The sequence below is a fragment of the Photobacterium sp. S4TG1 genome (assembly GCF_036040035.1).
GTDB lineage: Bacteria > Pseudomonadota > Gammaproteobacteria > Enterobacterales > Vibrionaceae > Photobacterium.
In genome coordinates this window covers 52,023-68,341 of record NZ_JAYXUH010000018.1, presented here as the reverse complement: position 1 = coordinate 68,341, position 16,319 = coordinate 52,023, and the positions used below count along the sequence as shown (strand labels likewise).

At 33.4% G+C, this 16,319-nt stretch carries 13 protein-coding genes; 6 read left to right on the top strand and 7 right to left on the bottom strand.

From position 1 onward, the window contains the following. Positions 1–272: 272 nt before the first annotated feature. The 3 genes from VXS03_RS17105 to VXS03_RS17095 all read right to left on the bottom strand — a co-directional run bounded on the left by VXS03_RS17105 (position 273) and on the right by VXS03_RS17095 (position 3,532). The gene (locus VXS03_RS17105) at positions 273–587 is read right to left on the bottom strand and encodes a hypothetical protein (RefSeq protein ID WP_327765098.1); all 315 of its coding nucleotides are present in this window, start codon (positions 585–587) and stop codon (positions 273–275) included. Positions 588–701: 114 nt separating this feature from the next. After that, positions 702–2,615, bottom strand: a complete 1,914-nt coding sequence (locus VXS03_RS17100) for an alkaline phosphatase family protein (RefSeq protein WP_327765097.1) — start codon at positions 2,613–2,615, stop codon at positions 702–704. A gap of 32 nt (positions 2,616–2,647) precedes the next feature. Then, the gene (locus tag VXS03_RS17095) at positions 2,648–3,532 is read right to left on the bottom strand and encodes a LysR family transcriptional regulator (RefSeq protein WP_327765096.1); all 885 of its coding nucleotides are present in this window, start codon (positions 3,530–3,532) and stop codon (positions 2,648–2,650) included. 93 nt (positions 3,533–3,625) lie between these two features. Between VXS03_RS17095 and VXS03_RS17090 the strand changes: the two genes are divergently transcribed. From VXS03_RS17090 to VXS03_RS17075, 4 genes are all read left to right on the top strand, one after another. Further along, positions 3,626–5,002 carry an MATE family efflux transporter gene (locus tag VXS03_RS17090; protein WP_327765095.1) on the top strand — a complete coding sequence of 459 codons (1,377 nt, stop codon included), beginning with the start codon at positions 3,626–3,628 and terminating at the stop codon, positions 5,000–5,002. Positions 5,003–5,329: 327 nt separating this feature from the next. Then, positions 5,330–6,277, top strand: coding sequence for a KpsF/GutQ family sugar-phosphate isomerase (locus VXS03_RS17085; RefSeq protein ID WP_327765094.1), 948 nt, complete (start codon positions 5,330–5,332; stop codon positions 6,275–6,277). Continuing rightward, positions 6,274–7,569 (top strand): cytidylyltransferase domain-containing protein, encoded by a 1,296-nt coding sequence (locus VXS03_RS17080; protein ID WP_327765093.1) that lies wholly within the window; start codon positions 6,274–6,276, stop codon positions 7,567–7,569. Before VXS03_RS17085 ends, VXS03_RS17080 begins: the two co-directional genes overlap by 4 nt. Next, a complete protein-coding gene (locus tag VXS03_RS17075) occupies positions 7,556–8,581 on the top strand; it encodes a glycosyltransferase family 2 protein (RefSeq protein ID WP_327765092.1) in 1,026 nt (341 codons plus the stop codon). The genes VXS03_RS17080 and VXS03_RS17075 overlap by 14 nt, the downstream gene beginning before the upstream one ends. Here VXS03_RS17075 and VXS03_RS17070 read toward each other — a convergent pair. Genes VXS03_RS17070 through VXS03_RS17055 form a run of 4 tightly spaced genes read right to left on the bottom strand, consistent with a single transcriptional unit; the run spans position 8,529 to position 14,072 of the window. Next, on the bottom strand, positions 8,529–9,833 hold the full coding sequence (locus tag VXS03_RS17070) for an O-antigen ligase family protein (protein ID WP_327765091.1): 1,305 nt from the start codon (positions 9,831–9,833) through the stop codon (positions 8,529–8,531). The two genes, VXS03_RS17075 and VXS03_RS17070, sit on opposite strands and share 53 nt — an antisense overlap. After that, the gene (locus VXS03_RS17065; RefSeq protein ID WP_327765090.1) at positions 9,797–11,122 is read right to left on the bottom strand and encodes a hypothetical protein; all 1,326 of its coding nucleotides are present in this window, start codon (positions 11,120–11,122) and stop codon (positions 9,797–9,799) included. The genes VXS03_RS17070 and VXS03_RS17065 overlap by 37 nt, the downstream gene beginning before the upstream one ends. After that, positions 11,116–12,282 carry a polysaccharide biosynthesis/export family protein gene (locus tag VXS03_RS17060; protein WP_327765089.1) on the bottom strand — a complete coding sequence of 389 codons (1,167 nt, stop codon included), beginning with the start codon at positions 12,280–12,282 and terminating at the stop codon, positions 11,116–11,118. Before VXS03_RS17060 ends, VXS03_RS17065 begins: the two co-directional genes overlap by 7 nt. Continuing rightward, on the bottom strand, positions 12,282–14,072 hold the full coding sequence (locus VXS03_RS17055; protein ID WP_327765088.1) for a WecB/TagA/CpsF family glycosyltransferase: 1,791 nt from the start codon (positions 14,070–14,072) through the stop codon (positions 12,282–12,284). Before VXS03_RS17055 ends, VXS03_RS17060 begins: the two co-directional genes overlap by 1 nt. Before the next feature lie 24 nt (positions 14,073–14,096). Between VXS03_RS17055 and VXS03_RS17050 the strand changes: the two genes are divergently transcribed. Next, entirely contained in the window at positions 14,097–14,960 is an 864-nt protein-coding gene (locus VXS03_RS17050; RefSeq protein ID WP_327765087.1) for a hypothetical protein, read from the top strand. Positions 14,961–15,495: 535 nt separating this feature from the next. Next, complete coding sequence (locus VXS03_RS17045) at positions 15,496–16,302, top strand: hypothetical protein (protein WP_327765086.1); 807 nt, start codon at positions 15,496–15,498, stop codon at positions 16,300–16,302. The last annotated feature ends 17 nt before the right edge of the window (positions 16,303–16,319 follow it).

The following is a 16,319-nucleotide window of genomic DNA, read 5'->3' as shown; positions in this document are numbered from 1 at the left end:
CATTTTTTTTTACTGTGCGGTATTTAATCTGTTTTATTTATAAAAATAAAACCATAAAAGTGAAAATTTACATTCATATTTATTAATATTAATGATAAGTTCGTAAAAACACTTGAGAAGATCACACCTTGATAATAAAAAATCAAAAAAACAACAGGTTGTTTATTTTACAATCTATTTTTTAATTATCATATTTAAGATTAATTCAATTAAAAGCACATTTGTAAAATTGAAATAATCGTCTTTAATACATTATCAATGGTAATAAAACGTTAAAGTCCACAAGAAATAAACTCATAAGCATCCCTTCCAAATAATACACAAGTCTTTTTTACAAATACAACTTGTGCACCAACCGGACAATATAATCCATCACTAATATTAAGATTAACCATATTGTTGGTTTGATCAGACATAACCTGTAAATGAAATTGGTTTTGCTTATGAAAGTAATCAATATCAGTGTCAACCACTCGTCCAATGACGGCTTCGGTTTTATATGTACGTCCAGCCACACTAATTAATAAAAGTGTAAGCATAAGCAAAGATGCGCCTAACATAAAACTCACTTTTTGTGAAAAACGCATATTGTCTTGTCTCCACGTACAACAGCACTGAAAACCATAATATTAACAATTAACTCACAATAAAACCACACTGATACTTGTATCATTACAGCTAAAATTTCCGTGATTATATAATCAGGAGATCTTTGGAGGAAAATGAATGACTTTACCTTCAGCCGTTAAAATATCAATCACTAATGGCGAGCCATGCTGATCAAGATACAATTCACCAATTGCACTTTGATTAATTAATCGATGGTGACCTTCAGTATCAGGATCCCGTTTTTCAATCAATAATCGCTTACGTTTAGTGAACCAGTTCAGCGGTGAATGTGGACTATAAAGGCACCTGTCCATCCAATCACAAAAACGCAGTAATCGATTAGGAAATTCATTTTTTAATCCACTACAGGTAATTTGAAAGATTTTAAACTGTCCTTTCAAATTACGTAAGGTTATATCGTAGGCAAACGAATAATGCACATCACCGGATAAAATAATAAATGTCGTCGGTGTTTTAGTGTGAGTAAAAATACTTAATAATGAATTAGCAGACCCTGGATGTGCCATCCAATTTTCAGCATCAACCACTAATGGCTGACCAATCAAGGTCATCATCCGTTGTAATGTTTCAATAAATTTAACACCAAACATCGGCGCAGCAGAAACAATAATCACCGCAGATTCATGCAATAGTTCTTGTTGAAGCTCAATTAACGCTTCCCAGTCCATCAATCCTGAAGGACGATTAGCATGTGATTCAGAGCGCCAACGTCGTGTGCGAGTATCTAACACTACAACTTTAGGCACCGTTGCTATCGTATAGTGCCAATCTTCAAATCGGTAAAAATACTCTGCTAGTGCATCGTGAGCCTGCGATGTCGGTTGTTCAAAAAAGGTTCTGGCAAGAGTTAAACACTGAGGAGTAAATTTTTCAGGAGCATTACCCCACCCTTGGCATAACCAATAACTAATCAGAGCATTACCAATAATACGGCGTGAAAATAAATTATCGTAAGCTGCCTTTTCCCAACGTCGATTAAGCTGAAAATCATCGGTAATATCATGATCATCAAAAATCATATAAGTAGGAATATGTGCCATTAAGCGCCGTACATTTTTCAGACCCGCCACAAAATCATCAATAATCGGCGCTTCATGTTGCCATGTTTGCTGCCATTTCAGTGATACTGCAACCCCCGCATTACAATAGCCATTGCGTACAAAACGGTCACGATCGACAAACGACCACAATGTCGGTGACCACACCAGTAAATACATCGCAAAAAATTCACTGAAACTAATTAAATGATTTTCACATTCACGAGAACTTAGAATAGGGGTTGTTGTTGCAGGTAAACACCGTCGCCACCAACTTTCATCATTAATATAATGCGGTAATAATTTATCTCGGCCATAGATATTATGGGGATGCTGATACAACGCGGAAGTATCTGCAATTGGCGCCTGCTCAAACGACTCATCAGGCAAGCCTAATAATGCAATGACTTGTTCAATTGCATCTAACATTGGTCCCGCAACATGATCGGCATAAATTTGATCGCCGCTCATCATTAATAAGCTCGGACGTTCATGCGAAGCTAAGGTGCTTACTTTATTATCAGCAGCAACTAGACTGTCTTTACTCGGATAATGAGGGTTACGGCAAGAGCCATGTAAGACATAGTCAGCTCGCTGTTGAATCACAACACTTAAACGTGATTCATCACCATATAACAAATCAGGAATCAAATCCGTTAATACACCTTCTGATGTTGTCACTTGATATTCAAGAGGCGTATCTTGTGGAAAATCACCTTTAAAATGAGCAAGTACCACCCACGCATGCTTACCAATTTGAATTTGATGTGCTGAGTCAAATTTTGCCTCATAGAAAGGCAATGCATCGTTGCCTAGAAAGACACTAAAATCAGCATCAAATTGACGTGTCGTCACCAGCCATAAGGTTAACTCTGTGGCGGTTACTTTACGTAAAATGGGGCCTGCTACGATCAATGGTAGGGGCTCTTGAATTAATGTATTTTTCATGCTTTGTTCTACCATTTACTAATATAAATTTACTAATTATGCTGCGCAAACATGGTCTTTAATTCTTGATACATCCAGCGCAATACAGGACCATTGCCTTGATCACGTCGTTTTACTAATCCCATATCAATCCAAGGTGAAGTGGGAATATTCTCAATGGATAATCTCACGACGCCATCTTTAAAGATTGAATAATTAAACACATGATCAGGAACAAATGCCCATCCCATGTTCCTCAACACAAACGCTGTAATTGAATAATAACTATCAATGTGCCAGTAGTTAGCGGAAAGAGCATCCGTATGGTAATACCCCATTCGATCACAGATAAGTAACTGTCGATATTGACTGAGTTGTTGCATTGTCGGTGCTGATATTTTTGCTAATGGATGATTCTTAGCCACAATTAACGACGAATTAAATTCACAAATAGGCGTAAACTCTAAGCTATTTGGCAACGTTTTACTAAAAAACAAAATACCCAAATCGGCGGTTAGGTCATCAACTTGACTTGCGATATCATCTTTTGAACCGCTAATAATCGTCAGTTTTAATAATGGAAATTTAGCAGCAACGCGCTCAAAAAACTCTTCAAAAACGGTTGTCGGCGTTGCTTCATCCATTGCAATAGTAAGTGATACTTCCTCACCTTTAGTTAATGTTAATGCTCGAGATTGCAATCGATCACATTGAGCTAACACTACTTTAGCTTCTTCATACATCTGCTCACCAGCAAGCGTTAAAACAGGTAAGCGAGCACTGCGGTCAAATAAATCAAACCCTAAATCAGCTTCTAAGTTACTGATCGCCGTACTTATACGCGACTGTGCTTTGCCTATTCGCCTAGCGGCACTTGAAAAAGAGCCTTGCTCTACTGATATAACAAACGCATTAAGCTGATCTAATGTCCAATCCATAACTGTTTAAACCATCCGAAAATAAGATAGATATTATCTTTGAACAATCTAAGAAACAAGGATAATACCGCTACCAATATAACGAGATATTTTATGCAATTAGCTCAGTCTCCACCGCCATCCCTTACTATTAGCCAAAATTTTTGGCGTTATGCAATTCCATCAATTGCGGCAATGCTTGTCACCGGCCTCTATCAAATAGTTGACGGTATTTTTGTCGGCCACTATGTTGGCTACCAAGGTTTAGCGGCGATTAATATGGCATGGCCCATCACCTATCTGTTATCAGGCTTAGGGCTAATGATTGGTATCGGCAGTGGTACACTGATCTCTATTGCTCGAGGAGAACAAAACCCTCAACACGCACAACGCGCACTCGATCATGCCGTGTTTTTGATTGCCACCGTTAGCATCGTTGCATTGGGCTTATTTGTTCATTTTGGTGAATCATTATTGACCATTCAAGGTGCAAATCACACGATTAAAGCATTGGCCTTACAATATGTGCAAAGCTTTGGATGGGCTGCACTAATTACGATTTTTGCAGGTGCTATGCCAATGCTAATACGTAATGATGACAGTCCTAAGATAGCCACAAGCTTATTAATTGCTGGCGCATTAGCAAATATTGGCTTGGACTATCTTTTTATTGGCGTATTTAACTGGCAATTAAAAGGGGCTGCAATTGCCACGATCATTGCACAAAGCATCACGGTTATTGGTGGCATTGTGTATTTCTGTTCGGTGTATTCCCCTCTTCGTATCCGTTTCACTATAATCAATATTCAATTTAGTCATTGCTGGAAAATAATCAGTCTTGGATCATCGGTATTAATTATGTACCTGTATGCCAGCTTTGTTGTTGCATTACATAATTACCAATTTATGCAATATGGTACAGAACTAACCGTTGGCGCCTTTGCGATTGTTGGTTATATGATGACGTTATATTACTTAGTCTCTGAAGGTATTGCCGAGGGTATGCAGCCACCAGTGAGCTATTATTATGGTGCGAAACAACCAATAAATATCAAAAAAACAGCTTACTTAGCGATTAAAGTAACTATTATTGCCGGTATTACATGGTTCGCATTACTGCATAGTTTCCCTCGTACATTAATTGGATTATTCAATAGTGATAACCCTGCGCTAACAGGTGAAGCTATCGCGGGTATTAAATTACATTTATTTGCGATGTTCTTAGATGGCTTAATTGTATTGGCAACCGTGTACTTTATGTCAGTCGACAAAGCAGGCAAAGCGTTAGCTATTTCAGTCAGTAATATGCTAGTACAACTTCCTTTTTTATACTTTTTACCACAATGGTTAGGTGTCAAAGGGGTCTGGTTATCAATGCCACTCTCAACAATCCTTCTTAGTTTTATTGTTATTCCTATGTTGTGGATTGATATTCGCCAGCGATGCAAAGAAAATACAACGGATATTGAACCACTAACACTTCAACCTTAATTTACGCGATTACGTCAATACCTGTCATTGAGTTATTACTATTATAATTATTTGGCAGGTATTTACTTTGCAGCTGTCATTCCAACAGATAAAATAACACTATATTATCAGTATGATAGTTATTCATTTCATCGTTTGCAAAAAGCAAAGCAAAATAAACATTCAAAATAAAAGATAAAATAAAACCGCTTATTTCTAGGGAAATGTCCCCTTAATGAGACAATATATCAGTAATTGATAATCAACATCTCAAATAAAATACTATGCTATTGGCTTAATATTTGCTTATTTTTAAGAATAATAATCAAAATTGAGGCAAAACATAGTATGCATTCACTAATCTCTGATTCAATATCATTACAAATTGGTGCTCTTCAGAATATGCGGCGCCAATTAACCACCACCCAATCTGAAGTCCTGACGACATTAATTCGACATCAGACCGGTCAAATAATCTTTGTCGGAATAGGTAAATCGGGACATATTGCAAAAAAAATCGCCAGTTCCATCAAAAGTCTAGGCATCAATGCTACGTATCTTCATGCTAGCGAGGCAATGCATGGCGATATAGGTCCTTTAAATCATCATGATCTGGCTTTTTTAATCTCTAACTCTGGAGAAACAGCGGAAATACTCGCCTTACAATCGCAGCTAAAACATCGCCATATTCCTATCGTTACGTTAACGCGAAATCACTCCAACAGTGTCGCTATGCAGGCAGATCTCAATCTTATTGCGGGATCATTAACAGAAGCAGATCCACACAATATATTACCAACATCGTCAACAACTTGTGCTTTAGTGATGGGCGATGCTATCACCATAGCAATCGCTAACTATCATGCATTTTCTAAAAATATTTTTGCCCATAATCACCCACATGGCAATCTTGGTTTGCATGCCTTAAAACCCATTAAAACCCAATTAAAATCAGTACCTACCATCGATAAAGACACGCCATTACAACAAGTACTATCGCAATTATTATGCGGCCATCAAGGATGCGTGCTCATCGGTAACCAGCAGCGGCTTGAAGGGCTGATAACTGAAGGAGATTTAAATCGTGCTATCTCTCATAACCCTGAGCACTGGCAACATATTCCAGCAAAAGAAATTATGTCCACCAATCCTGTAACTTTAGATGATAGTCATACGGTACATGATGCAGAACAACTGATGCAACAGCACAATATTAATACTATTGTTATAGTATATCGTAATGATGCTCAACATATTTTAGGTGTTTACACTCGTATTTACAGGAAGAAAATATGAAAATAGTCGCCGTTGTTCCAGCAAAGGGAAATAGTGATCGCATACCTTCAAAAAACAGCCAACTACTTGATGGTAAGCCACTTTTTATCAACATGTTAGAGAAACTAATAAAATGCCCATCTATCGATGAGGTATGGCTAGATACTGATAGCGATGACTTCATAGAAATCGCCAGCGAACTTCCAATACACATAATGAAACGTGAACCGCAGCTAGCCAGTAACACAACTGATGGTAATGCATTATTTTTAAATGAAGTTTTACATATTAATGCTGATATTTATTTACAGGTTTTATGTACAAGCCCATTTATTGAGATTCAAACGATTGAAGATACCCTCGCAACACTAATAAATAATCCTGACTATGACAGTGCGGTAATGGTAAAAAAAGAAAAACAATATCTATGGCATAATAACCGCCCTGCTTATGATATAGCGCATATACCCAATAGTGTCGACCTTACTGATACAATCATAGAAACTATGGGGATGTATATTATGTATCGTGACAATGCGCTTACGTTAAAAAGACGTGTCGGAAATAATCCCCATCTTATATACGCAACACCGATAGAAGCGATTGATGTCAATTGGGCTGAAGATTTTCAACTAGCCAACCTCATCGCTGCAGGAATACGAGAAAAAGAAAATCACTTACTACAAAATATTTCCGCATCCATATCAAGCGCGATATTATCTGACATATTAGATGAATTGGGTTACCCAAACCAAATAATCACAACACTGAAACCCTATACCCCCACTAAGATTTTTGGGCGAGCAAAAACATTAAAGCTTCGCAAAAAAAAGCAAGATGAATCTCCATCAGGAATCTACAACGCGTTAAATACATATAAATATATTGTTCCTAATGACATTATTGTGGTTGAGAATGAAATTTCTGATTATGCCTACTTTGGTGAGTTGAATGCTAATCTTGCTATTCGTTCTGGTGCTATTGGCACAATTGTTGGCGGTGTAACCCGTGATAGCCAAAATGTTGCAAACCTCAATTATCCTGTGTTTTCTACAGGCTATAACTGCCAAGATGTTAAAAATAGAGCCGTTGTTGAACATTTCAATAAAACAATTACGCTTGATAATGTAATTGTTGAACCAAACTGTCTAATTTACGCTGATAATGAAGGTATTGTTGTTGTACCTCGGCACGTTGAGAGAAAAGTAATTGAACGAGCTCTGACACTTACCCGTAATGAGCGACATATTTTAAATGACATATCCAATGATATTCATGTTGATGAATTGGTGGCAAAATATGGCTTTTTCTAATATCCCTTTTTTTTCGATTGTAATACCGATCTATAACGTAGAGGATTATCTATATGACAGTCTAAAATCGATATTGCTGCAAAGCTTCTCAAATTTTGAGGTGCTAATGGTTAACGATGGCAGTAAAGATAACTCTGTTAATATCTGTAAAAATTTTGCAGAAAAAGATGAGCGGTTTCAACTTATCGAGCAAGAAAACCGAGGCTTAAGTGGTGCAAGAAATACGGGTATTCGTCATGCTAAAGGCCAATTTATCGCTTTTCTAGATGGCGATGATTTATGGCATAAAGATAAATTAAAGGCTCATTATTATTTACACCAACTGAACCCAACTATTTCTATGAGCTATAGCCAATCAAAGCTTATTAACATGGATAATAAACCCCTTAACCTACAGCAGACGCCAAAAATAAATAACATCACAATTAGCGATCTTTATTGCCGAAATCCTATAGGTAATGGATCATCTGCCGTGATTAAAACCGTTGTCTTAAAAAAAATTGGCTTTTATTGTAAAAAACACCATGCTGACATACAATTTTTTGATGAATCATTAACCCAATCTGAAGATATTGAGTGTTGGATGCGATTATCGACTATTACAAATCTAAAAATGAAAGGGTTAGCTTTTCCACTAACAATTTATAGAATAAATGTTCAGGGCTTATCTTCTGATTATAAAAAACAACTCTTGAATTGGTTAAAAATGAATACTAAAGTGCGGAATTATAATCCTAATCTAATTAAACAATATAGACATAAAGCACTCGCTTATCAGTTACGATACATATCACGTTGGGCTATAATAAAAAATAAAAAGAAAGAATCTATCTGCTACATATTTAAAGCTATACGGATTTATCCTAAAATAGTAATTGAAGAGCCGACAAGAACGATTGTGACACTAGGTTCAAGTATATTATTAGTCATATTGCCAAAAGTAGTATTTTCTCGAATATTTACTTTCGCTCAACAAACACTTGGCCGTTATCTTCAAAGTCAATCTCATTAAAATGACAATCATAAAAACATGCTCGTAAAGCCATTCCAATAAATAGCCATCCTGGCCACATCAAATAAGATAAAATCTCAATATTCTCAGTAAATGAATACATGAAAAAAATCAGAATAACAAAAAATCCTGACAAATAATCACGCCGTATAAAACTCTTAATAAATAAATATAAAGTAGTTACGACTAAAGGAATAAAATAGAGTAACAAACCTATTATTCCCTTTATGAATAATAACCCAATAAATGTATGATGACTTCCTATTGGCATAAATTGTACAATATGAGGGCCTCGTTCAACATTTCCATGCCCGAACCAAAAAGATTCGTTATACCATCGATACAAACCAATATCATTTAATGTTTGTCTTATCATACTAGATTTTGATCGCATACTATTAATATAATTCACTAAACCAGAAACACCTTCAGCTATTTCGTTAAAAAAAACACCAAACAACAAACAACAAATGAGCATCATAAATAGAATAAATATCACATCAAAAAAATAGCTAATTGCATATATAAATATCAACATCAGTAATATGACAATTCCAGCTCTCGATTCAGATAAGAGGACTAAAACAACAGCAGAAAATAATGCAATGTACTTTGTCTTATCTGATGGTCGAGGTAAAATAACTGATAAAGCTAATAATGCATAAAACGCTAACGCAGGAGACCAAGGCGCGAATAATTGCCATCTTGGTAACCCTGTATTTAAATCATTCCAATATAACCACACTTTAAAGAACTGTTCGCCCCCACCACCAAAAATTTTTAACGGCGATGTATAAAGTAAAGTAGGAAAATTAAGGAAAGCGACAATAATAAGAAAAGGTGATATTAATAAACTTTGCCATAATATGTTTATTATCGCTCGCTGAAAAACATAATATCGAATAGGCAAAATAGACCCTATAAATATAAATATTCCGATTAATGCCCATCCTTTAGCCCAACCAATTGTTGACTTTATTGTCATTAATATACTATGGCCAGTATTCAATGATCCAATAACAACAACAACTTCAATTAATAAAATAGAAACTATCCAACAAATTGATAAATAATGTATTTTTGTTTTTAAGTTAAAAATAACAACTAAAGAACGACAAAGCAAAACCCAAGCTAAAATCGGACCGATTAAATATAAACCACCGATTAAATATAATGGATAAGTAAGGATTATCGTAAAGTATATTATTTTTTCATCTAAATTTTTAAATGTCGTTTTTTGTAAAATAGACATAAAATAACAACCCAAATAATAGAAGTAATAATACCAATAACAATTATAATGACATGCGTAAATTTACCTTTTTCACTCACTATTTTCGCACCTTCCCATAATTGAACATCAGGATAAATATATTCTGCATCATCAATATAAGTCTGTTCATTACTTAACTTTGAAAAGTATATAGCCTCATGGAGTTCTAGTTTTTTCGTTAGCATTTCTAATTGATTTTGTTTATCTAACATTTCTATTAATGTGTTTTTCAATTCTTTAACTTCAACGCCAAGTTGATTAAATTCATTAACAACAGCTTGATATTCTATTTTATTAACAATATAAATTTTAAACATTTCTGAACGTTCATCTATATCGATATTCAAAATAAGTCGCTTTGAATTAATATCATTCAGACCTTTACTTAAGAAAGATAGTCTAATATTTATATTGTTAGTTAACTGATTATATTCTTCTTTTGTGTTTTTATAATCTGGGTTATTAAGGCCACTAACAGCAGATAGCAATGATAATTTTGATGATACTTCAGCTCTTTCTTGATAAAGCTGTTTCAAAATATAATCAGAGTTAATATATAATGCTAAAGAAGCTTCCGCTGCTGATAATTTTAATATTTTCTCAAATTGATCTAATTTCGTCCTCAATGATATTAATTCAATTTTTTTATTACGTAAAATATCATCAAGCTTAAATAATTTTTCAGAATAATAATCATTAGAATCATCATGTAATAGATTATATTCAACTCTAATATTTTTTATTTTCTCTGTTAACAAGTCTATTTTAAATTTAGAATTATCAATTTTTATTTTATTGGATGCATTTCTGAACTCAATATACTTAATTCGCTTTTCTTCTATTTTATTATTTAAATTATAAAGTAAAGAATCTAGCATCGACACCAAATTTTTCTTATGCTCGCTAATCATAGAAATTTTAATCAATGGTGTTTGAGGAACATTTGTGATTTTTGGTGCCGGTATACTAAAAAATGTCAAGTCAAGATCATCTGCAATATTGACTCTCATCTCATTACTCATAATAATTTCTTTATATGTTTCTTTGGGATCTATTTTCATATTAGAAAATATTGATTGATTATTTGTCGTCATCTCACCAATACTTGATAATCTCAATCGTGTATCTGATTGAGAAGAAGGAAATATAATAGTTAACCTTCCTTCATGTTTATTCTTCAACATCAAAGCACTAAGCAAAATACCCCATATAAAAATAAGCCCTAAAATAAATAATAAAATATTACTTTTTAATGCTTTAATTACCATCCTATTAATCCATGCATAAGAGTTATTGGTAATAATGTTTCAGTTAATGACTTTATTATTGCTAAATAATTTGTCATTCCAGAATCATAACAAGCAATTTTATCTCCATTCATTAAATAAGGATTATAATGTGGATTATTCCTATGCTTAACTAAATCATATGTCCCAATTTTTAATGCCACTAGATTATCATCATTATTTAAGGACGTTATTAATAAAACCCCTCGACCACTATTCGTCGATTCTGTCCCGCCCATACAATTGGCACTAAACACTGCATCCATAAGCCGAGATCCATAAGGCATCTCTCTAGTATCACGATTAATATTACTTAAATTATTATTTTCTGCAGGAATTGTTGTATTAGATAAAAATAATTTAATACCTATTGGTGTTATCTTTGAAACTCGAATTAAATCAGCATCAACACATAATGAAGATCCAATATAAATTTCATCACCATTTGCCAATGGAATATCTTTAAAACCACCATCACTTAAAACACCATTAAGATCAATTATATAACTTACCCCACCACGAACTAATCTAACATTTGTTATATCCGCAGTCGGTTTTATTCCTCCTGCTAGTTTAATCGCTAAAGTAAGCATTTTATCCTCTGTATGAGAAATACCTAAATCCTTATAATGATTAAGTATAGGATCATTTTTATTAATAATGATAAATCCTGGTTTAAAGACCTCTCCATTAATTTTTATTGAAATAGGAGCATATTTTATAACAGTGATAATAGGATAAAAACTGTCCTTTTTGAAAATATCATTAACAATATAAGAAGTTAGTATTTTTTCATTTAGTTCATCAATAGACAGTCCTTCAGCCTGTATCGGAGCAATCCAAGGTAGATATATCTTGCCATTTGATTTTATTATATAATCTTTAGATAATGTAATATTATTCAAAATATTAATATTTAGCACATCACCAGCTGATAATATTTCATTTTTATTCAAAATTCGATCTATATTATTATTAATATTTCCAGAGATATTACTATTTGTATATTTTTGGTCTGAATGATAATTGCAATTTTCATTACAATAATTTAAACATTTAGTAGAACTATAACTATTAATTGTGCGCTCACTTGCACAACCTAACAACATTCCAATAATTAACAAAATAGTAAGAGCATGCATTACATTGCTCCTTTCGCACTAAAAACAGCAGGAATAGTTTTAATTAAAATAATGAGATCTAACACTATTGATCTCGTCATAACATAATTTAAGTCTAACTCAAATTGCTTTTTGCATGATAACTCAGAACGACCTGAAACTTGCCATAATCCAGTCATTCCTGGCTTAACAAGTAAGCGTAATTTATGCACTTGAGTATATTTTTCAACTTCATTTTCTAAAGCTGGTCGTGGACCAACTAGCTTCATATCACCTTTTAATACATTGAGAAATTGAGGGATTTCATCAATAGAAAACTTTCTTAACCAAAATCCTAATCTTGTTATTCTTGGGTCTAATTTGTTTTTATATCTGATTCCATCACTCACGTATTGCTTAAATTCATCTTCTTCTAATATGATATCACTATCCATTGTTGTATATTTATACATAATAAAGCGATGACCATTTTTGCCAACTCTTACTTGTTTAAATATTGGGTTTTTTCGCTCTGTAATAAATAATAAACCATATAAAATAATATGGAATGGTCCCCATATTATTAGTGCCACAGAAGAAACAATTATATCAATAGTTCTCGAAAAGAAATTAAAAATAAAAATTCTAATGTCTAATGCATGTGAAACATTCCAAAATATAAAATTCGCATTACCGACGATATAACGATTCCATAACCGCTTAGGTTCCTGGTATAGCCGATATAACCATTCACATCCAATTTGTCTTACGAGTAAAGGGGCCCTTTGTACTTTTCCTGCATAAAAATCAAACATTCCACCGACACAAATAACAATTTTAACTGTTAAATGTTTATAATTGTCAGCAACCCATTGCTCTTGTATAGGCGAACCAAATCCAACAAATAAGATCTGAGCTTTTGATTCATTTATATAATCAATAACCAACTTATCATCATAAAAAAAACCGTGATGACTGCCAGCAATATTTAAATTAGGGTACATATCCTTAAATTTAGCGAGCGCATTTTTTGAAATATCTCCTTCACCACCAAGAAAAAATACAGACCAATTCTCTTGTGCCGCTAATTCCAAAATTTTGGGACTGAAATCAGTACCATTAATATTGTCACCAGGTGGCACGCCTTTGATCCTTAACGCCCACTTTAGACCAACACCGTCAGGTAACACTAAATTGAACTTACCTAAGTTTTTACGATATTGACGACTGTCTTTTAACTTATTTAAGCAATCAGCGTTAACATAACCTATTAGACTTGGCGTCTTTTTAGGTATCGCTATAATCAATTGTTTAATTATGTTTAATGCAACCGTTTGTTGACCGTTAAAAACTTCAATGCCAAACCATTTTATGCGTTGATTAATGGGCTTATGTGTCACTTTAAATAATAAAGAATAAGCATATACCAGTGGATATATTATCTTTTTCCACCAGTACATCTTCAATTCCATATCATCACTTAAATGGTTGTATTCTGGTGGAGTAATACCTAAATTTTCATGAATATCTCGCGCTGAAAAAGCACCAACATATTGATTATCACTGCTATAAGCAATTTTCGGTGAAAAACCAATAAGATGTAATTCCCCTTTTACAACAGCCAACAATCTTGCTAATCGGCTGGTTTGATAAAATCGATAATCAAAACCACAACAATACTCATACCGACTTAAGACTCGTCCACATAAGCTATAGTTTTGAACTGCATAACAAATCCATACAGGAAAACTTACTACACTGTATATCAATGCAATTAAACGATCGAGTAAGGAAACATCCACAATCATTACTCTGCTCATCATTCTATTCATAACGCGACCTATGGATAATAATTAATGAAAATACAATGTGTTATATTTAACTATAATCTTCCAAAGCAAACGGATGAGACGTACGACTGTCTAATTAAGAACAATTTCTCTCAAGATCACATCATTGTTGTTGATAACGGCTCAGACAAAGCCCCGCCAGCACTTTCAACCAATTTAGCATTACCCTTTAATGTTCGTTTTTCTGGGCAAGCAAATGTAACCCTCAAATTTCTTATGACTTATCGCCCTTCTGATTACTATTTATTGATAACAACCAGTGCAAAACTCGATCCCATCGTTAACTATCTTGATATCTGCCATCAAACAATTGATGAACTGTCAGCGTCATTTGGCGTGGTTATGGCTTCTCTAGAGGGGGGAGAGACAGAAACAATTAGTCCTGAACAATCCCACCATGATCTTACTCACCACAATATACCCTATCGTTCAACCTATTCAGCACAGCCGATTATGACTCTCGTTTCGCACCAATTGTTATCTATCTGTTACAAAAAACATGCCGCTTATTTCAACACCGACTTAAAAAGAGGACATGGTATCGATATTGAGCTTCAGCATATGGCGTTAAATCATGGATTAACAGCCGTTGTATCACGCGACCTGTGGGTACATTGGATTACAAATCAAGCACATAAATTAAAACTTGCAGATGAATCAGCGTATGAATATCGCTGCCTAGCACAAGCTGAAATGGAAAAATGTTTTGCAAAAAGATATGGCGAGCAATGGGAAATACAATTTAAGTCGCAATTTGCAAAGATAACAGGCGCAAAAATAGAAATAACGACGCGAAATCGATACAAATTCGCATCCTTACGACAGCTATGGTATCGAATAAAATTGGCTTTTTTTAAATTTAGAAAATAAATCAAATAATGTTTTTATTGGTATAAATATTGCTTAATATTAGTATTGTAAAAATAAGAAAGCATATATGAATAGGATATTCTATGACGTCTTTTTTAAAAAAATCATCAGCTTATTTAATATCCAACATTTTAAATGGCTTATCATTACTGTTTCTATTACCCTTTTTAACCCGCTTTCTTTCTGCTGAAGAATATAGTCAGATTGTATTATTCCAAACATTGATTTTTGGTTTGTTATCATTTATCCATCTCAATGTTTTTCAAGCTTCAAATATAAAATTTTTTGATAAAGAAGCTACACACAAAGACATTCAACACTATAATAGTGGCTGCATCATCATACTTATCTTTTCTATTTCACTTTTCACCTCGCTATTATTTACACATTTATCATTCTTATCTGAATTATTATCACTGCCAGAATTATGGATTCTATATGCGATGATCATTGCTATCGCACAAACCTTTATTCAATTTTGTTTATGGCAATGGCAAATGAGAAAACAAGCATATAGATATTCGCTCTATAACTCTTGTTACGTTATATTTTCTTCATTATTTACATTAATCCTGCTATATATATTACACGACAAAATAGACGCGAGAATCTACGCCTTACTGACAATTTCTGCGGTTTTTTTTTATGTTCAATTTTTATTATTATCAAAAATAATTGGCTTGTTTTATCTCAAATATCAATTTCCACCATAAAAGATATTTTAAAAGTAGGTCTACCATTAGTTCCCCATTCTGTCGGAATTTTTATTCTAGTTGGTGCCGATAAATTTATTATTAGTGGTATCCTTGGTCTTACTGCTATTTCGTCATATCTAGTTATATTTCAAATTAGCACTGTTTTTATTTTTGTATTTGATGCTATCAATAAAAGTTATTACCCATGGCTATTTGAAAAATTAAATAAAAACAATAAAAGTACTAAAAATAAACTATGGCTTTTAACTTATGCTTATTTTGTTTTTTTACTCGCTATATCAATATTTTTCTTTTTTCATGGCTCTGAATTAATTATGTTCATCGCAGGTAAAAATTACGTTATCAATAATAGTATTGTAGGTCTTATTTTTCTTGGACAAATCTTTGGTGGAATGTATCTAATGATCAATAACTATTTATTTTACGAGAAAAAAACCATATTGATTTCAACAATAACAGTTATATCTGGTGTTATTCATTTATTATTAATATCTTTATTTTCATACTACTGGGGAATAACTGGTGCAGCACTATCTTTTTGTTTATCTAAATGTATTCAATTTTTATTAACATGGTTAAATGTCTATAAAATAACTGTAATTCCAATGCCAATTAAAGGCGGATAAATAAGTTTCATCCGCCA